Source organism: Alteromonas sp. PRIM-21 (assembly GCF_027563165.1).
In the GTDB taxonomy this organism is placed as follows: Bacteria; Pseudomonadota; Gammaproteobacteria; order Enterobacterales; family Alteromonadaceae; genus Alteromonas; species Alteromonas macleodii_A.
The window spans coordinates 73067-92284 of sequence record NZ_JADOEK010000009.1; the positions used below are offsets into that span (position 1 = coordinate 73067).

17 protein-coding genes are annotated in these 19218 nt (G+C 42.5%); 9 read left to right on the plus strand and 8 right to left on the minus strand.

Annotated elements, in window-relative coordinates; all coding sequences use genetic code 11:
- Window positions 1–474 carry a (2Fe-2S)-binding protein gene (locus IW644_RS13435; protein ID WP_014950646.1) on the plus strand — a complete coding sequence of 158 codons (474 nt, stop codon included), beginning with the start codon at window positions 1–3 and terminating at the stop codon, window positions 472–474.
- 315 nt (window positions 475–789) lie between these two features.
- On the opposite strand, the gene IW644_RS13440 is transcribed toward IW644_RS13435, so the two are convergent.
- Window positions 790–1446, minus strand: a complete 657-nt coding sequence (locus tag IW644_RS13440; protein WP_269918028.1) for a hypothetical protein — start codon at window positions 1444–1446, stop codon at window positions 790–792.
- A gap of 15 nt (window positions 1447–1461) precedes the next feature.
- The gene (locus IW644_RS13445) at window positions 1462–3909 is read right to left on the minus strand and encodes a zinc-dependent metalloprotease (protein ID WP_269918029.1); all 2448 of its coding nucleotides are present in this window, start codon (window positions 3907–3909) and stop codon (window positions 1462–1464) included.
- A 223-nt stretch (window positions 3910–4132) separates the two neighbouring features.
- Here IW644_RS13445 and IW644_RS13450 point away from each other — a divergent pair, with 223 nt between their 5' ends.
- Window positions 4133–4375: a YdcH family protein gene (locus IW644_RS13450; protein WP_269918030.1), complete on the plus strand. Its 243-nt coding sequence runs from the start codon at window positions 4133–4135 to the stop codon at window positions 4373–4375.
- A gap of 59 nt (window positions 4376–4434) precedes the next feature.
- Here IW644_RS13450 and IW644_RS13455 read toward each other — a convergent pair whose 3' ends face one another.
- The 3 genes from IW644_RS13455 to IW644_RS20015 all read right to left on the minus strand — a co-directional run bounded on the left by IW644_RS13455 (window position 4435) and on the right by IW644_RS20015 (window position 7145).
- On the minus strand, window positions 4435–5052 hold the full coding sequence (locus IW644_RS13455) for a peptidoglycan-binding domain-containing protein (protein ID WP_269918031.1): 618 nt from the start codon (window positions 5050–5052) through the stop codon (window positions 4435–4437).
- Between the two features lie 60 nt (window positions 5053–5112).
- A complete protein-coding gene (locus IW644_RS13460; protein ID WP_269918032.1) occupies window positions 5113–6525 on the minus strand; it encodes a choice-of-anchor L domain-containing protein in 1413 nt (470 codons plus the stop codon).
- A 425-nt stretch (window positions 6526–6950) separates the two neighbouring features.
- Window positions 6951–7145 (minus strand): type II toxin-antitoxin system CcdA family antitoxin, encoded by a 195-nt coding sequence (locus IW644_RS20015; protein ID WP_442864445.1) that lies wholly within the window; start codon window positions 7143–7145, stop codon window positions 6951–6953.
- 194 nt (window positions 7146–7339) lie between these two features.
- Between IW644_RS20015 and IW644_RS13465 the strand changes: the two genes are divergently transcribed.
- Window positions 7340–8554, plus strand: a complete 1215-nt coding sequence (locus IW644_RS13465; RefSeq protein ID WP_269918033.1) for an aminotransferase class I/II-fold pyridoxal phosphate-dependent enzyme — start codon at window positions 7340–7342, stop codon at window positions 8552–8554.
- A gap of 136 nt (window positions 8555–8690) precedes the next feature.
- The gene (locus IW644_RS13470; protein ID WP_269918034.1) at window positions 8691–9866 is read left to right on the plus strand and encodes a saccharopine dehydrogenase family protein; all 1176 of its coding nucleotides are present in this window, start codon (window positions 8691–8693) and stop codon (window positions 9864–9866) included.
- A gap of 89 nt (window positions 9867–9955) precedes the next feature.
- Here the strand turns inward: IW644_RS13470 and IW644_RS13475 are convergent, their stop codons facing one another.
- Window positions 9956–11137: a pyridoxal phosphate-dependent aminotransferase gene (locus tag IW644_RS13475; RefSeq protein ID WP_269918035.1), complete on the minus strand. Its 1182-nt coding sequence runs from the start codon at window positions 11135–11137 to the stop codon at window positions 9956–9958.
- Between the two features lie 374 nt (window positions 11138–11511).
- Here IW644_RS13475 and IW644_RS13480 point away from each other — a divergent pair, with 374 nt between their 5' ends.
- Window positions 11512–11775 carry a DUF7218 family protein gene (locus IW644_RS13480; protein WP_269918036.1) on the plus strand — a complete coding sequence of 88 codons (264 nt, stop codon included), beginning with the start codon at window positions 11512–11514 and terminating at the stop codon, window positions 11773–11775.
- Between the two features lie 188 nt (window positions 11776–11963).
- Here IW644_RS13480 and IW644_RS13485 read toward each other — a convergent pair whose 3' ends face one another.
- Both IW644_RS13485 and IW644_RS13490 read right to left on the minus strand, forming a co-directional pair.
- Window positions 11964–12506 carry a hypothetical protein gene (locus tag IW644_RS13485; protein WP_269918037.1) on the minus strand — a complete coding sequence of 181 codons (543 nt, stop codon included), beginning with the start codon at window positions 12504–12506 and terminating at the stop codon, window positions 11964–11966.
- Window positions 12507–12825: 319 nt separating this feature from the next.
- On the minus strand, window positions 12826–13695 hold the full coding sequence (locus IW644_RS13490) for a sterol desaturase family protein (protein WP_269918038.1): 870 nt from the start codon (window positions 13693–13695) through the stop codon (window positions 12826–12828).
- A 206-nt stretch (window positions 13696–13901) separates the two neighbouring features.
- On the opposite strand from IW644_RS13490, the gene IW644_RS13495 reads away from it, so the two are divergent.
- From IW644_RS13495 to IW644_RS13510, 4 genes are all read left to right on the plus strand, one after another.
- The gene (locus tag IW644_RS13495; protein ID WP_269918039.1) at window positions 13902–14480 is read left to right on the plus strand and encodes a GrpB family protein; all 579 of its coding nucleotides are present in this window, start codon (window positions 13902–13904) and stop codon (window positions 14478–14480) included.
- 150 nt (window positions 14481–14630) lie between these two features.
- Window positions 14631–15620: a DUF1852 domain-containing protein gene (locus tag IW644_RS13500; RefSeq protein WP_269918040.1), complete on the plus strand. Its 990-nt coding sequence runs from the start codon at window positions 14631–14633 to the stop codon at window positions 15618–15620.
- Window positions 15621–15765: 145 nt separating this feature from the next.
- Window positions 15766–16806 (plus strand): methionine synthase, encoded by a 1041-nt coding sequence (locus IW644_RS13505; RefSeq protein WP_269918041.1) that lies wholly within the window; start codon window positions 15766–15768, stop codon window positions 16804–16806.
- A 299-nt stretch (window positions 16807–17105) separates the two neighbouring features.
- Window positions 17106–18848, plus strand: coding sequence for a GGDEF domain-containing protein (locus IW644_RS13510; protein WP_269918042.1), 1743 nt, complete (start codon window positions 17106–17108; stop codon window positions 18846–18848).
- Window positions 18849–19218: the final 370 nt, after the last annotated feature.

Sequence of the window (19218 nt, forward strand, 5' to 3'; positions counted from 1 at the left end):
ATGCCACAAATTACATTTAATGTTAACAATAACCCGGTTTCTATCGACGCTGAAAACGACGATGAGCTCCTGTATCTCTTGCGTGATCGACTTGGTATTACTGGCCCAAAATATGGTTGCGGTGTTGGCGTGTGTGGCGCTTGCACTATCTTCAAAGACGGTGAGCTAGCTCGCCCATGCATTGTTCCGATGGAAGAAGTTGAGGGTGCATCGCTAACCACTATTGAAGGGCTTGCGGTCGATGATATTCTGCATCCGGTACAAGAAGCATGGATAAACGAAGATGTCGCTCAGTGTGGTTTTTGTCAGGCGGGACAAATTTTAACCGCCGTCAAACTATTGGAGTCTAATCCCAATCCCAACGATGATGACATTGATGATGCTATGAGCGACAACATCTGCCGCTGCGGTACCTATCATAGGATTCGAAAAGCCATTAAACATGCTGCAGCTTTGATTCAGCAGACGACATAAGAAGCTAATTTTTGGGAAAAGGGTTGGACTGAGAAGAACGCTTTAATTTGTATAAGCTCAGATCTAATCTGAGTATTTCGCCTGTAGGGTTAGTAGTCTTGTAGACTGCTTAAAGCGAATTGCAGGAATTTCACCTGCTTTTAATAAGGGGCTGCTTAACGTACTCTCTGCCGTTTAATTGCAAATGTTTGAACGGCAGCTTTTGGCACAAGCCGGAAGTAAAAAAACTGCTGTTTTCATCAAATGTACCGCTATAGTATCACTTACCAATAACCACATAAGATTTCATTCACACTAAGCAGAGTTACAAGGTAACTAACCACATCCTACTTCACCCAAACTAACGCGATATTTAAACTCACCACGCTGATTAAATACGTCAAAACCATTATCAGAAGTTTTAATCTCTAGCTCCCATACCCAATTTGTTTTTTCAATAAACTTTAATTCATAGCGGTTTAAAGGAAGTGGGCATTTTAAATAGAAATAATGGTAGGCCGTACCCATTGCACCTGGGTCTGCGGTAAACACATAGATAGTGTTATTCCCTATTTCAAATTCTTTATGAAAGTAGTCTTGATTAGTTCCTAGTGTTGCATCAATCAGTACACCAATTAGACCTATTGCAATCTGAATGAGCGCCACTATTGCTAAAACACTGCTCAAAGCAACAGTTAACCATTTACTTTTAAAAAGACGCCTAAATGTACCCTGCTGCGTAAAGAGCAGGTATACACCTGCGCAAAGCGCTAAAAGCTTAACGAAGGCTAACGCGTCGCCGACCTGTGACATGAACTTAGGGGAATGGTAGTTTAAGCCCCACAGCACTCCGCCATGCAGACTTTCTACTAATGGAACGATTATTAAAAGTAGCACAGCGAGTAAGAGAGTTACCAAGGCCGCAAAGGTTCTTTGCGGCACTTGCTTGTTACTCGGGCTATGGTTTTGCTCTAATTGCGTTGTCCCTAACATTAATTATCAGCTTTTCTAAATCGGCGAACCAGGCGGCAGCGGTTCTACGTCAAAGGTACTTGGCCATGTCTTACTAGCCCAATATGTATCAAACTGCTCTTTCAGTATTTCATACTGATTGTCGTCAGCCTTATCGTCTAGCCACTCACTAAATTCAAGTAAAGCAAGTTCAGCTTCCATTCTTACTTCTGGCGCTAGCTTATCGTTAGTTACTGCTTTCATCACTGCATTTAACGCCACTAACTGTAAGCGCTTGGCTAGCGGGCTTTGCGACTTGTTTTTATACCAGTGTACGCTAAGTATTTGCTTCACTAGCATGGAAACGCCTACTTTTTTTCGTCTATCTTTAGCACTTCTTGTTTGCCACTCTAAACGGTTTAAGCGTTCTGGGTGTAATAACAACTCAAAAGCAAAGTTGGATGCCGAAGCAGCGGCAGAAACAGGGTCTAACATTAAGCCCATTTTGCCCTTAAAGTGCTCGCGAGTAATGTCGTCACCGTAGGCTGTCGGTGGAATAAGCGCGAGTACCGACTCAGGTATAGTTAGGTAATCGGCGGTAGTAGCGGTCAGTAACTGTTGCATTGCCCGTTGCTGCACCGCGGGTGCTACAAACTGCTGGCCCTGAGCTTGAGTATAGTCACCTTTGCGTTCATATTCATACACTAAGCCGCCCACTTGTTTTGCTACAGCTTCTAGCTGATAGCGGTGTAGCAAGTAAATAGGTACTAAAGCATTTTCAAGGGACGATAAACTGCTGTTCGGGCTTAAGGTGTCCAAGCCTAAATTGGCTAGTGCCTGTTCGCGCACTTTTGAAATTTCATCGAAGGCATCCAGCGGGTTGCTTCCGTTTTCCCACATATGGCCGTTTGCCGATGCATGGCGACTGCTGCGGGTATCTGGGTCTGATTTAAAGCTTAAGCCCTCGTTGCGACCTTTTACGATAATTTTTGCCAAGGCTTCGGCTTCTTCTACATCGTTGGCAAAGTCTTGGTAACCATACGCTACGGCGTGTATATCCCATGCGCCAATACCTTTGTCATAGGCGCCTTCTAAGCTAATTTTGCCGTTTTTAATGCTAATTTTGGGGTGAGGATAATCCATCACAGACGCACGGTTGTTTTCACTTGCTGCAAAATTGTGTGCTATGCCTAACGTATGCCCTACTTCGTGAGCAGACAGTTGCCTAATACGGTCTAGCGCCATTTCTTGCTGCACAGTGGTGTCGGTATTACCCTCTTTAAACGGGCTGGTTAGGCCAAGGGCAATTAGATAATCTTGTCTTACACGCAAAGAACCTAAAGTAACGTGACCTTTGATAATTTCACCCGTACGTGGGTCGACAACTGACGAACCGTACGACCAACCGCGCGTTGCGCGGTGCACCCAGTTAATGACGTTGTAACGCACGTCCATTGGGTCGGCCCCTTCTGGCAGTACTTTCACCTGAAACGCGTCTTTATAACCTGCAGCTTCATAGGCTTGATTCCACCAGCTCGCACCTTCTTTAAGCGCTGTCATTACTGGCTCGGGAATGCCTGGATCTAGATAGTACACAATAGGCTCAACTGCTTCGCTCTTCGCTGCATGAGGGGTTTTCTTGTGTAAACGGTGGCGGGTAATAAAACGCTGTTCAGTAGGTTCACTAATAGGCGTGGAATAGTCAAAGTAGCTAAATTTCCAGTAGCCCGAGTATGGGTGGTACTCTCTGGGTGTGTAGTTATCGTCAGGTAGTGCCACAAACGAGTGATGCAAGTGAACCGTCACACTTTCTGGATCGGGCGTAACTTGCTGCACGTATTCGCCCGGCTTTTTACCAGCAAAAGTGACTAGAGCCTCTAATTCAGTATTCTTTTCAAAGCCTTTGGTTTTTGGTAAGTACACGCCACTTCGCATTTTATCTACGCTGAAGCTACCTTGCTTGGTGCGTGCCATACGGTTGCCGATACCGTGAATATCACTTAGCAGAAAAGGCGTATAGTCGATAAGGCTAGTGTTATCGCTTTTAGCTACCAGCGTAAAACCAGCAATAACCGAATCTGCGAAAGCTTCATCAATACTCTGTTTTTCGGCGTCGCTGCCGTGGGTTGCACGATATTTAGTATTGTGCTGCTTCAATAAAACCTTGTTACCAAATTTTTCAAAGCTGACCAAGCGCGTATCGCCCAACTGGCCGCGATCAAGGCCTATATCGTTTGAACCAACGCCATATGGCAAACTGCTTTGGAATAAATATTCGGCATTGCTTGTAGGCACAGCCAAGTAAACTTTGTCGCTTTCATCGTCATAATAAACAGGAATTAAACCATCTTTTTTGGTCATATCGCTGGTGAATTCACCAATGCTTGGTAACGCTGCCCAAGCTGAAGAGGCAGACACGACAAACAATACCGTAAACGCAATAGCTGATTTAGCCGATGCTTTCACCTGTCGCGCGGCTTTGTGAAAAATGTTCAATTGCAGCATGCAGTTAGTCCTTATTATTGTGAATTTCTAGCCTACCCTATGTAAGAGATTTTGCCCATGGTAATTCGTCGTTTTTACGCTACTCCTCGCTCGACTCTAGGCATTGACTGATATTATCAATGATTCGTTGAAACTGATTACAGTATTCAGAGCATTATATATCGAAGAAAGTGGTGATAATCTAACTTGGCTATTATGAAAAAAGACAATCGGGAGAACAATTATGTTAGGCGAAAACCACTCAATTCTATGCGACTTTCCAGAGCACGAAGATACGATTAACCGTTTAAATGCGACTAGCACTGATTTTGCCGAAAAAGCAAAACGCTATCACAGTTTAGATGATGAAATTAGAAACCTCGAAGAGCTTGGATCACCCGCTAGCGATGAAACGCTACACCAGTTAAAACACGACCGCGCCGAGTTGAAAGATGTGCTTTATCAGGTGTTGAAACATGCTAAGTAAAGCGAATACGATAAGCCTCTAGTGTTGCGGCTTATCGTACGTAATTTTCCGTCTGCAAATTAATCAGTGAATGATTTGTTGGGGTTAGCTTTTAGAAAGAGTGTAGTTAACGTGTTTTGGTCTGGTAAACCGGTAACCTTTAAATTAAATTTCTGCTGGTAGTTAGAAAACGCTTTGATATCTTCGTCTGTAAATTTATCGCCAGAAATTTCTTTTGGATAAAACCCCATTTTTTTTAACCGTGTTTTTGCTCTCAACAAAATCTCTTTGTAATAATAGGCAGTAGCATCGCCCACTTGAACTTTCACGATCGCCCCTTCAGAGTCCAACCGAATAGGATAAAAAGCTCTTATCATCGTATTGGTAGCATCCAGAAATTTAACATTGCTATTTTCACTACAATGCCTCTGTAACAAAATTAAAAATAACTCAGTTGTCTGCCAAGGAGCAATATCGTAATTGTTCTTTTGGAACTGGTTATAAGCTGATAAGTATCCCTCTAGCCATCCAGCGTAGAGTAAAAATTCAGAATCTTTTTGTTGAAAACTGACTACGAAATCTTCACATGCTTTCCGGCCAGCTCCTTTAGCAGCGAACTTGCCTTCGCTGTCTGCTGCAAAAACGTTCGAGCTCATGTAAATAAAACAAATGCATGCAAACTGAATAAAAACCTTCATAAAACCTCAAAACTAAAAAAGCCCAAGCGCTTCCACTTAGGCTTATAAAATTTACTTATGTTACTTTTTCAGTTTTCTTTTCGTAATCAAAAGACCTAATAGGCTAATGCCCCACATGAAAACTGAGCTGGGTGCTGGAACACTATTTACAGGATCATCGGGAACAAATGTGATTATCGGTGCTTGCGTAAATGAGAGATCACCTGACTCGGCGAAAGACACGCCCGTTACAAATGCTTGCGGGTTAGTTGGATCTAGCGCCAAATCTAAATTGATACCTAATATTGAGAAATCGAAAACATCGTCAAAGCCATTTAAACCAAAATCAAACGTTTCGCCTGCATCTAGAGTAAACTGTTGCAGGGTGTTGCCAGAAGTAAACTCAAGTATATAACCGTCTGGGTCTGGCACGGTTGCTAGAGATGGCGCAGTAACAGAAGCAATCGCTAGATTTGATGTATAAACATAACCTGATGCGACATCTGGGTCGAACCATATAGTCTCTTCCGCTTCAACTTCAGGCAGTTCGAATACAAATTCACCATCATCATTAGTTGGATTACTTAAGTCTGGAAGGATTGGAGTAAACTCTGATTCGCCTAACTCTCCAAAACTTGCCAAATACATTACAGAGTCATGGCTGCTATCGCCAGCATCAGCTAAAAGTAAAGTAAAGGTGTTGTCACCCGGTAAAACCGGTACATCAAATCGAAGAAGTGGGTTGCCATTAGGTGCTAACACACCGTTAAGTGCTGTACCTGGCATTTCAACAAAATCTGGATGATTAATATTGATTGGAGCAAGAGAATCACCAATCTCAGCATCACTTGTAAGAGCACCTGCAACATTTTCACCGTTTACATACAAACCGAAGCCGTCTATAAAAGTGTCGCCAACAAAGTCTGGAAATTCTTCTGAGCCGAAAGCACCAAAAAACGTTATTGTTGAAGCTTGGTCACCATCGACAGTAAAGCTGATATCCAATTGAACAGGATCAAAATGTGCAGAAATACCGGTCAAAGGCTCTAACAACTCATTTTGAATACTTGTTGCCGAGTTACCATTGCCCCCGCTTATGAAGTTCTGGGTGCTTTCAGAATCTTGCGCGTCAGTGACATTTCCTGTGCTAAATACAATACCGCCTGCGGCTGGTAAATTGTAAGTCCCAGAAGCATTGGAAAAAATACCAGCCTGACCAAGAGCTGGTTGTGAAGGAATAGTCGAGGCAGCATTTATAACGTCAATGGAGGAAGGGATTAAAACTTCGCAATCATTGCCGTCGCAAAACTCATTTCCAAATGCACCTCCAATTAAAGACGCTGAGTTAATGGTAATGCTTGAATCTGGAACTAATAAGGCGTTAGCCAAACTGAGAGCATCTTGAGTTTCTGTAATAACAATCGCAGAGACCGGAGAAGCACCTAGTGCGATGGCAACTCCAAACGCGGAGGCTTTTGACAGGACTTTTATCACTTTTATATTCCCTTATACATGAGTTTTTTATTATACTTAATCTGTTTCAGCAATTTGCACGCCAAACAAAAATAAACTAATAATTACATATACTTAATATTCACATAATGAAAATTAACTGCCATAACATTAAAGCACCGTAAAAAATACTGACACTAAAAACACAAACTAATTTGACTGCGCACCTCAAACTAACCAATACAATTCACGGTATTTGATTTACGGCAGTTACCGTTATCCACCAAGAAGAAGGTGCAACTACACCTAACTCGACGTATTAGGCGAAAATAGCTCATTACCATGCGACTTCCCGGAACACAAAAATACGATTAACCGTTTAAATGCGAATAGCATTGACTATGCCGAAAAAGCAAATCGCTATCGCAATTTAGATGATGAATATCTACATACTGAAAACTGACTTATCACGATAGCTGACGGATTGACTCCGAAAACGTTCCATTCTTAATTACTCTGTCATTATGAGCTTTAAGGGCGCCATCATTCTGCTTGAACCATTCTACTTTTTCTTTCATGTTTACTGCCCTAATTAAAGCGGCTTCAAAAACCTCAGAAAGCTTTATATCGAGAGACTTTGCCTCATCGAGAAGGTCGCTAATTTATCGATGTATTACAAGAAACTTTTTGACGCATAACTACCTCAAGCTAATCAACTAAAAATATTATGCGCAAAAGTTGTGCGCATAGCGAACGCAGTCCCTTTCCTTTTTCAAACATTTACTTGAATCACAGCCAAGAGTAAGCCCTAATTGCGCTATCGATTTAACCAGCTCAAACTATGAAGGGTTTAATTTTGAAATTTACCTCTCGCGCTACCGCTATTTCTCCGTTTCTTGCCATGGCCTATGGCGAAAAAGCCACCGTACTAGAAGAGCAAGGTAAAGATGTTATTAGGCTTAATTTAGGCGAGCCTGATTTCGGCGCACCTGCGGCAGTACTCGCGGAAATGAAAGAAAGCTTGGATATTCCTGATTTTCCTTATACCTCTGCATTGGGTATTCCAGAACTACGTCAATCAATCGCTAGCTTTTATGAAACTAAGCACGGCATTCCGGTAAGCCCATCACGAGTCGTAGTTACCGCTGGTGCTTCAGGCGCGCTACTTTTGGCAAGCGCCGCTTTAGTAGAGCCTGGCGATAACGTGATATTGGGCGACCCGTCTTATCCGTGCAATCGACGATTTTTAAACGCGTTTGGCGCAGAAGTAACGCTAGTACCAACACGCAGTGAGGATAGTTTTCAGCTAACCGCCGAAAGTGTTGCCGATAACTGGAAGCACAACACGAAAGGCGTGCTAATCGCCACACCTGCCAACCCTACAGGCACGGCGATAGATATAGACGAGCTGTATAAGATTGGACAATACTGCAAAGCCAAGGGTGGCTTTTTAATTGTTGATGAAATTTATTTAGACCTAGCGCTTTCATTGGATGTTCAAGTGGATACTGCCGCGTCTAAATCAAATAACAACAAACTGCAAACTGTGCTTGCCAACGTAGAACTGCAGGAAACTGTGGTAGTTATAAACAGCTTTTCAAAATACTTTGGTATGACAGGTTGGCGTCTTGGCTGGTGCGTAGTGCCAGAGACTATGACCCCAATAGTCGAAAAGCTCGCGCAGAATTTGTTTATTTGCCCCTCTACCCTTTCTCAAAAAGCCGCACTTGCGTGCTTTACCCCTGAAGCATTGGCGCAGTGCGAGCAAAACCGCCATACGCTGGCAGAGCGTGCATCTCTTGTTTTTAATGCACTTCAAAATATGGGGCTTAGTTTGGATGCAAAGCCCGACGGGGCATTTTACGCTTACATCAACATTAAGCATACAGGCTTAAGTGCTGTTGAATTCTGTGATGCTCTGCTCTCGCAGTATCATGTGGCGCTGACACCAGGCAATGATTTTGGCGAGCACAATGCAGATCATTATGTAAGACTTTCTTTCGCGACCAGTATAGAGCGCTTGAATGAGGGACTGGCTCGGCTGGCTACTTTTGTTAAATCATTGTGCTAGTTGCTTTGGATCCACTGTTTAATTTCGTGAATAGACAAATATTACCTAAAAAAATGATAGATATGGGCGCTTGTGCGTATATTGGGAAGTGCATTTTGATGACACGTGTCGACACGAAATAAAACAGGACAAAACAATGAGTAACGAACGCGAATTTGATGTAGTTATCTTCGGTGCTACAGGTTTTACGGGCAAACTAGTGGCTGAATATTTTCAGGCGCAGTATGGCAGTGACAGCAATGTTAAATGGGCAGTGGCAGGTCGTAACGAAGCTAAACTCAATGATGTAAAACAAGAACTGGGCATTAGCGATAGCGTTGCTAGTATTGTAGCCGACGGTGATGATGCCGACGCACTTGACGCAATGACAAAGCGCACAGCCGTTGTACTAACTACCGTAGGGCCTTATCAAATTTACGGCGAAAAGTTACTTTCTGCATGTGTTGATAATGGTACAGGCTATACAGATTTATGTGGTGAACCAGCGTGGATGCACCAAATGATCAACAAGTACGAAGCAAAAGCTAAGGAAACGGGTGCAAACATTGTGTTCTCTTGCGGCTTCGATTCTGTGCCCTTCGATTTAGGTGTTCACTATTTACAAGAACATGCGAAGAAACAAACCGGCGAAGTAATCGAATATGTAAAAGGTCGTGTTCGCAAAATGCAGGGCACGTTCTCTGGCGGTACAGCGGCTAGCCTAAAAGCAACGATGGCTGCAGCGCACAAAGACAAGTCAGTAATGGCAGCGCTTATCAACCCTCTCTCGCTTACCGACGGCTCGACTAACCAACCACAGCCAGATGGCAACAAACCATATTTTGACGAACAGTTAGGTACGTGGGTAGCGCCCTTTATTATGGCGGCAATAAATACTAAGAACGTTCACCGCTCTAACTATTTAGCGGGCTACGCTTACGGTAAGAACTTTCAGTACGATGAAATGATGATGACGGGGCCCGGCGAGAAAGGTGAAGCCATGGCAAACCACGTCGCTAAAGATAAGTCGCTGGCTAGCGATGATGGCCCTAAGCCTGGGGAAGGCCCAAGCAAGGAAGAACGTGAGAACGGTTTTTACGATGTAATGTTTGTAGGCACAGCCAACAATGGCGATATGCTAGCCGTATCGGTTAAAGGCGATAAAGACCCTGGCTATGGCTCTACCAGCAAGATGATTTCAGAATCGGCGCTTTGCTTGTGTAAAGACGTATACCTAACTGGGGGCTTTTTCACACCAGCAGCAGCCTTGGGTGATAAGTTAATTAGCCGCCTAGAAGAAAAAGCAGGCTTAACGTTTGCTATCGAAAAGTAGCGTGCATTTTCGCACAATTAATATGAAAAAGGCTGAACACAAATAGTGTTCAGCCTTTTTTTCTGCGCTAGGTGTTATTATTGTTTTTTCTAAGCAAGTACTGCTTTTAATGCTTTAACGCACGCGTCTGTTTCTGCTGGGGTACCCACACTTATTCGCGACCATGAATCGTAACCTGGCCAGGTACGCCCGACTACCTTTATACCCTGAGCTCTCATTTTTTCCGCAAACTTGTCGTGCGGCATACCCGTATCCATGTAAATGAAATTCCCTTGTGGATTCGGCGCATATGGCTGCTTTAATTCTTTGGCGACTTTTACTAACTTGTCACGTTCAGTTTTAATCCGTGAGCGCATGGTGTTTAGGTTCGCGTGGTCATCCATGCTGGCCATACCCGCAACAAGTGCCAAGTAGTTTACGCCACCCATTCGCAACATTCCGCCCATGGTTTTCGCTTGCTCTGCTGGCATAATGGCGTAACCCAAACGCTGGCCTGCCATGGCGTGAATTTTCGAAAATGTCCGGCAAATTACTACATTATGCCCTTCCGAAATAAGCTTCGACTGTACGTTAGCCGGATAAGCATCAGACATTTCAATGTAAGCTTCATCAATAAAAACTTGCGCTTTCTTCGACACGCGTTTCGCAAAAGCGGTAAGTTTGGCCGCATCTACCATGCTGCCTGTTGGGTTATTTGGGTTACATACATAAACAGCAGTAGTGTCTTCAGTCACTGCTGCTTCAATGGCATCTAGGTCGAAAGTCATGTCTGCAGCAAGTGGAACGTAAGTTACCTCTGCCCCCATAAACTCAGCACCTCGCGGCACACCTTCATAGGTTGCCATAGACGTTACTAGCTTATTACCATTTTTCGTGATCCAGTCGGCATAGCCAAAAAGAATAGGTGAAGAACCGTTTGTGATAACAATTTGGTCAGCAGATACGCCTTCTTGCTCAGCAATTTTTTGCGCTAATACTTCAACCGTAGCGTCGGTATAACGCGCTAGGTTCAAAAGCTCGCTTTGCATGGCCTTAGCGGCCTTTTTCGAAGGTCCAAAGGCGTTTTCATTTGACGATAAGCGAATAAGACCATCGTTCACGTTAGGTGTAGCCGACGGAAAATGTTCGGTGGGCATTCCCGCCGCATGCAGGTCGCCCATAATACTGTCGACACTCGTGGTTAGTGCCACGGCACCAGCCCCTAACCCCACTGATTTTAACCAATTTCGACGTGAAGAATTTATCGTGGTTTGTTGTACATTTTTATTCATATTTCGCTCAGCCTTCCATCTACAATGTCTTTAGACTAATGGCTTAATTTTCAACGCGCAATAGCCTAAAAATGCTAAACCATTGACACAACTGCACTTTCCCTGTGCACAAAACGCACTAAAATAGACAACATAAGAAGTTTTAACGTGTTAAGCGGTAACATTGCGGTGCAGCGCCTTCTTACCCATTTAGGCGTTTGCGATGAATGACATTTTTTCTCGTATTAGAAGCAAAACTATTGCTGACTAAACCCATTGTTCTTTAGCCTGAATCTCCAAGTTGCTACCCGAACCTAAACCATCTAGGCGAATACCAAGTATGAAATACTATAAACATCACAGCTTCTCTCACCATGCACAACAGGAGTTTTAAAATGGCTAAGGACCACGGTAACCAAATTAAGAACGACGATACCTATGAGGCCCTTCGCGACGAAGGCTATAGCAAAGAAAAGTCAGCGCGCATTGCCAATGCACAAGCCAATAGTAAACAAACTCCGTCAAAAGACGGCGGCAAAGCAAATAAATACGAAGATCGCACTAAAGATGAACTCTATCAAAAAGCCAAAGAAGTGGGCATTGACGGGCGTTCAAACATGAGTAAAGACGAGTTAATTGATGCGCTGCGTAATCACTGAGGGGGCTTTGGCCGTCACTACACAGCGTTAAGGGAACGCATATACGGCCATTATTGAGTGTCAGCGCACAGTTATCATTGAACCCTAATTAAAAGTCCGAGGGATTGGCCGAACTTTCAGGGCACAGCGAAAGTATCTGTGGCACAAAATCCAACAGATACAATTAAATAAACTATACAATTGCGCAACTATTGCGACTTCCACTCTTCATATTCAAGTTGGGCTTTGCGCATATTTATTAATAACTTAGTTAGTTCAGGATCTTTCTTAATGACTGTTTCCATATAGGCAAAAGACTCTTCTCTGTCGCTAACTGTTAAGTCTTCGATATCTTTCATCGTCGGGCTAGGCAGGTTTTGCCTAAGTGCCTGCTGAGTTTCCTTGTACATCCGATCAAGCGCATACTGGGGGTAGCAGACAGTCTTCCTAATTCGGCTGTTTACGGATGACTCTTTTCTACATCTTACTTTGAACTTTTTGTTGTCCGCTAATGCGTTGAATCGTCTGTAAAAATCCAGCTCAGTTCGCTGAATTTTACGTAGGAAAAAACCACTATTCTTATTAACTTTCCCTTTTACCTCAACGACTTCTATATCTTTGGGTTCAACGAACTCTTCTTTGTCGCTAGTTTGTGGTGTTGCATTAGCCATACAGCTAATAAATACCCCAGAAGCTAAAAGTAATGAAAAGCGCGAGGGCGAAACAAAATTAATACGTTTGATGAGATTCACTGGGTGCCTCCTTGCGGTCCTATCAGACAAAAATAAAAAAACTAGACTTAATAACTTCTAGTGTTAGATGACTGGTTTCAAGTATTAAGTTGTAAATTAAGTAAGTCAAGACATCTAATTTATACTATGTAAGTATTTGTGAACCTAATGCGCTCTTTGCTGCTTTTGTTTACTTTTAAAGGCCTTAAGTAAAATTTGTGATTTCAACTGCTAGCCTACAACGAAATACATTGTGTTTTAATGTAACGTTGTTGGTTGCTAAATATACCGTATTTTACTAAGCGCAGTTTCAAAGAAGCGTTAGGTTTAATGCACGCGCCTATCGTATGAACGGCATTGCAAAAATTGCTTTGTAACTCGGCTGAGTATCACCAATGCCAGTATCTTTCGTATCTGCGTCTTTGAACGTGCCAAATAAACGATCCCATACAATACATACGCAGCCATAGTTAGTGTTGCTTTCACTGATAACTTGAGAGTGATGATGAATATGGTAACGATTAGTTGTGAAGAACCAGCCAACCACCGCGGAGTTTAAATTCAGGTTGCTATGTGCGAGTATGGCAGTAACTGCAGTTAAAGAAACGACCCCAGCTCCTACCGCGTCGCCGCCTAATAGAACTCCAACAATAGCGCGCGGAAGTATAAGAAAAAAAGCTTCAACCGGATGGTTAGCAACCGCATTTAAGCCGCTTAGTTTTTTAAATGCATGGTGTGCACTATGACCAGATAAGTGCCACAAAACTCCCCAACGATGAGACGCCCTGTGATACCAATAATTGACAAATTCAAATGCTGCAAAAATTAGCAACACTTGCGCTATCTTAGGCCATTGCGAAGGCCAAATATCTAATTGCCATGCTTCGCTTAAACTCGCTATCCACTTAAAAAGTGATGCTTCATACAGTGTTTCTATTAACGCATATGCTGCCCCTGCAAGGAACACAAATACCAAAAGTGCGGCAGTTTCACCCGCGCTTTTTCGCCACTCTGGGCGCGCCGGTATAGTAATTTCAAAAAGCGTAATAATACAAAACGCTGCTGTGATAAATAAAATATGCGCATCAAGGGAGGCGTTAGTATGTGCCAAGTAAAGAGAAGCAGCTATTAAAATAGGCTGTAGCGCCCAATAGACTAGTTGACGCGTTCCGCGTATTAAAAGTTTAGTAAACGAAGTTTCAGCACTCATAACAATTCCTTTTTCAAATTCCCTTCCATCTGCGAAATTCGTTGAGTGTACTAACATCACAGATCGCCCTTGAGGTTTTCGTACCTTACTAGAGCGAATTTGATTAATAAACAAGCGAAATGGTTTAAGTTGTTACAATTTGCTACCTTCCTGTTTCAAAATGAAAAACGAGCTGAGTTTGTTAGTTCACGCAGAAAGGTTGCACTATGAAACACCAAGAGCGAGATAAAGTTGAAATTGTCCCCTATAAAAAAGTGTGGCTTGAGCAGTTTGAAATCGCTAAGCGCTGTTTATTAACGGCGCTGGGCGATATTTGCGTTTGTATTGACCATATTGGCTCTACTTCTATTCCTAACATGCCAGCGAAAGATCGTATCGATATTCAAGTTGGGGTTAGTGAAATATCTCCTGCTATTTGCGACACGATAAACCAGCGAACAAGTAAATTAAACTTGCCTAACGCTCACATGAGTCAAGATCATTTACCGCCTAACGAATCATGCCTTGCGGACTGGCGTAAAATTTACCTGCAAGGGGTCACAGACCAATGGTCGTTTAAAGCGAATATTCATATACGAAAAGTAGGCGCAAAAAACTTTAATTATGCTCTTCTATTCAGAGATTATCTTAGCATTGATGACGATACCGCAAAGTGTTACGCGTTCTTCAAGCAAACTCTCGCCTCTCGAATTCCCGACGATAGAGACTTATATTCACAACTGAAAGATCCGGTCTGTGACCTAATTATGATCAGTGCTAGGCGGTGGAAGGATAAAACCAAGTAACTCTTCTCGCCCGAACAAAGCATGAGATAATTTCATATAAAAATGAAATTAAGTCATTTTTATTCATAAATAAAACCACGTATAAATTAACTATAGTTTTTACAGCACTTACAGCACTCGGTTTAATTTTAGGAATAGAAGCGCACTCTCATGAACAACAACGTTAGCACTGACTTTTCTTTTACCATTAACAGCGTTCAGTTTAATGAAGATTATCGCCCTTCAGATAACACGCGAATCACCACTAATTTTGCTAATTTAGCGCGAGGTGAGCGCCGGAAAGAGAACTTACGCGATGCGTTAAGTATGATTAACAATCGCTTCAACGCGTTAGCGAGCTGGGATAATGAGCGTGGCGATCGCTATGCCGTTGAATTAGAAATAGTATCGGTAGATATTGATGTAGAGGGTAACGGCAAAACCTTCCCTACGATTGAGATTTTGCAAACTAACATTATCGATAAAAAAACAGGGAAGCGTACACAAGGTATTGTGGGTAACAACTTCTCGTCTTATGTTCGCGATTATGATTTTAGCATTCGTCTTTCTAATCATAATCGTGGCCAATCGTCGTTCAGCGTCCCCAACGATTTTGGCGACCTACACGGTAAACTGTTTCAGTATTTCGTTAACTCAGAAGCCTATAAAGCGCATTTTTCAAAACTCCCTGTTATTTGCTTAAGTGTTTCTGACAACAAAACTTATCGCAGAACGGAAAACCAACACCCTGTCTTAGGCGTTGAATATCAACCTAACGAGTCCTCGTTGACCGAGCAGTACTTCAAAAAGATGGGCTTAAACGTTCGTTATTTTATGCCTCCTAACAGTGCCGCGCCTTTTGCGTTTTACTTCTTTGGCGACTTACTGAACGACTACACAAACTTAGAGCTTATAAGCACTATCGCGACTATGGAAACGTTTCAGAAAATCTATCGCCCTGAAATCTATAACGCTAATGCGCAAGCGGGTTTAAGCTATAAGCCGAATTTGAAAAATAGCGATCACTCGGTCACTCGCATTGTGTACGACCGCGACGAACGCAGTCACCTCGCCGTCGAGCAAGGCAAGTTTGTGGAAGAGAACTTTATTAAACCTTATCAACATAAGCTGCAGCAATTTACAGCAAGTTACGCCAGATAAATCCTCTGATACTGGTTATTGGTAACTTGCTCGTAGCCAATTGCAATCAAGGGCTCGCTAAGGTGAGTCTCTAAGTTTTGGTGGGGCGCTACGGCCTGCCCCACAGGCATTCACAATAAATACTGACTTAAAGAATACGAATCACATGAAAAAATTACTCCCCACCTCTATTGCTGGCAGTCTTCCAAAACCTTCATGGCTTGCTGAGCCTGAAACGCTGTGGTCGCCATGGAAACTAGAAGACAAGGCTTTGAAAGAAGGTAAAAAAGATGCGCTTCGCGTTACGCTTCAAGAGCAAGCTGTATCTGGCATCGATATTGTTTGCGACGGTGAGCAAACCCGACAACACTTTGTAACCACGTTTATTGAGCACCTTGACGGTGTTGATTTTGAGAACCGTAAAACTGTGCGTATTCGCAATCGTTACGATGCAAGCGTTCCTGTTGTAACGCAAGCAGTTAAACGGCCAAAATCGGTCTTCGTTGAAGATGCCAAGTTTTTACGAAGCCAAACTGATCAACCTATTAAGTGGGCATTACCAGGTCCAATGACTATGGTTGATACCTTGTATGATGATCACTATAAAAGCCGCGAAAAGCTCGCGTGGGAATTCGCAAAAATTCTAAACCAAGAAGCGAAAGAACTAGAGGCTGCTGGCGTTGATATTATTCAGTTCGACGAACCCTCGTTTAACGTATTCTTTGATGAAGTAAACGAATGGGGAATTGCCGCGCTAGAGCGCGCTATTGAAGGGCTAAAATGTGAAACTGCGGTACACATTTGCTACGGTTACGGCATTAAAGCAAATACCGACTGGAAGAAAACGCTAGGCTCAGAATGGCGTCAATATGAAGAAAGCTTCCCTAAGCTAGCGAAGTCGAGCATAGATATGGTGTCGTTGGAATGCCACAACTCCCATGTACCTATCGAACTCATTTCCTTGCTAAAAGGAAAGAAGGTTATGGTAGGTGCCATTGATGTTGCCACCGATACCATAGAAACCCCAGAAGAAGTAGCCGCTACTTTGCGTGAAGCATTGAAGTACGTAGACGCAGATAAGCTCTACCCTTGTACTAATTGTGGTATGGCTCCCCTTTCACGAGATGTTGCAAGAGGGAAACTTGAAGCCCTTAGCGCGGGAGCTGCGATAGTAAGACGAGAATTAAGCCTTAAGCGCCCTGCTTAATGCTAGTTTTATTGATTACCTTCATTTCTTTAAAGCAAGTTTGCAATAAGGCAAACTTGCTCCCCTTTACTTTCATTAACTAGCCAAACACTGCTCGTCCGTTTTTCGCAGACCAACATCCAATCGTTTAACGCTTATATAATTTTTATTAGGCATCAGAAGCATTTATTCATTTATTGTCTAAACTAAAACAATAACCTCGCTCCCGGTATCAGAAGACGCATTTATGTAACGTCAATTTTGGCAGAAAGGGAGTTGAAGATTACATGTTGTAACTAACTCCACTGTTCAAAGCGATAATGACGTTAAAACTATTAATAATAAGCCCTGTTAAACTAGTAACCTATAGCATCTTAGCAGTACTTTTTTCACTTACCTCTTCTCTATCGTTTGCAGCTGAGACTGGTAACAGCATTTTAGAAGAAGCCTATAAAATACGAAGTTCAAACCCTAAAAAATCAAGAGAGCTGTTTAAAAGTTTAGATAAAGCAAGCTTAAGCGAAGATGATAAGGAGCTTTACGATTTTACTGCAGCTTATATGGAGCTTGTAGCTGGAGACCTGTTGAGTGCCTCAGAAGCGTATCGACAGATCGCCGAAGGTGATTATTCGTTTCGCTATCAGTTTCAATCATACGCAGCGCTTGCTGCGATCAATGCAGCAACCCAAAATTGGGCTGAGGCATTCTCCGCGATGGATTTTTTAACTGAGAATATAGATAGGGTCACTGATCCCTTAGTTAAAGAACAGGCCCATAATGCGATAATCAACTTTTACAGCTCTATTGACGAGAAAGAAACGGTAATAAGTTATGGCAACTCGTTGATTAGCGGGCAACACTCTCCTCGATTCACGTGCTTTTTACATATGCAGCTTATCGTTGCTTTGGTCTCTACCCAGAGTGATTCACTCTCTGAAGATAGTTTTACTAAGGCGCTAAACTACTGTGAAAGTGCAGAAGAAAAGATAGCACTTATTGCCATTTACACACATTACGCTACCTACCTGTATAATAAAAACGAAATTGAAGCTTCGCTAGCGGTGTTAAACGAGCATCTAAGCGAAGTTGAAAGCACTAAATATCCACCGTTGTTAGAAGAGTATTACGCATTATTAAGCAAAATTTATTTTTTACGCGAAGAATATGAGAAAGCACAAGAATACGCTTACAAGGTGCTAGGTGAGGAAGAAGATACAGGTTACGCTGTCATCTCTGACATAGATGCTTATGAAGTCTTATATCAAATTGCGGAAAAACAGCAAAATTATGAAAAGGCACTGCAGTTACATAAAGACTATGCAAAAGCGCGATCGCTAAATTTATCTAGTATGAGCAATAAAATGTTAAGCATCCATAAAGCACAACAAGATAGTTTAATAAAATCGAACCAAATTACCCTACTTGATGCGGAAAACTCCCTGTTAAAAGCCAAGGCGCAGCTAGCACAAGAAGAAAGCAATATACGCAGGCTTATTTATCTTGTGCTATTTATGGCGTTCTTAGTGACAGCTTTTTGGCTGTACAAAAAAAGAAGCCATTACATTGCACTTGAAAAAATCTCGCAAAGGGATGGACTTACCGGTATAGCCAACCGCACCTATTTTACGAAAATATCAGCTGAGCTTATAAAATATGCTGATCAGCATGGAAAGCCTGTTAGTCTAATTATTTTTGACTTAGATGATTTTAAAAAAATAAACGACACCTATGGACACCAAGTAGGCGATCAAGCGCTTCAGAGTGCGGTAACTGCTGCATTAAAAGGCTGCAGACCAGATGACTACATCGGGCGCTTGGGCGGTGAAGAATTTGGCATTATTTTACCGAACTGTGATTTAGAACACGCTATGACAGTTGCCCAGCGCTGCCGGAAACAAATAGAACTCACCAACCAATCAGGTTCACAACAGTTCAAACTTACAGCAAGCTTCGGCGTAGCTAGCGCTCCTAAGGTCGCCTACGACTTTGAAGCTTTGTTTGAAAACGCAGATAAAGCACTTTACCAATCGAAAAACTCGGGCAAAAACCGAGTTAATATTTAGTTTGTTTGTTTATCCTCTATTAATAGCGCGACGGTGAGCAACACATTTCCCACACGTGTAATCAGGGTGGTAGTGAGTAATTGAAAGTAAAAATGCGGCCCACAATTAACCTATTTACAACAATTTAATTAACACACTCACCGCGTCGATAAAAACACAACTTATTACGCTGAAATGCAGAACTTACTTTCAAGTGTTCAATAGTTGAACCATTAACCCCAATTACCCTAATTTCGGTTGCAAAGTCTGTATTTTTAGTTGCTTGAGCGCGAAGTAAAATCAGGTCAAAAAACGCTCATCCAAACTACATTTTGAACAACTGGTTATAAAAAGAACTACTTCCGCTCACTTTTATAACAATGCTTGCAAT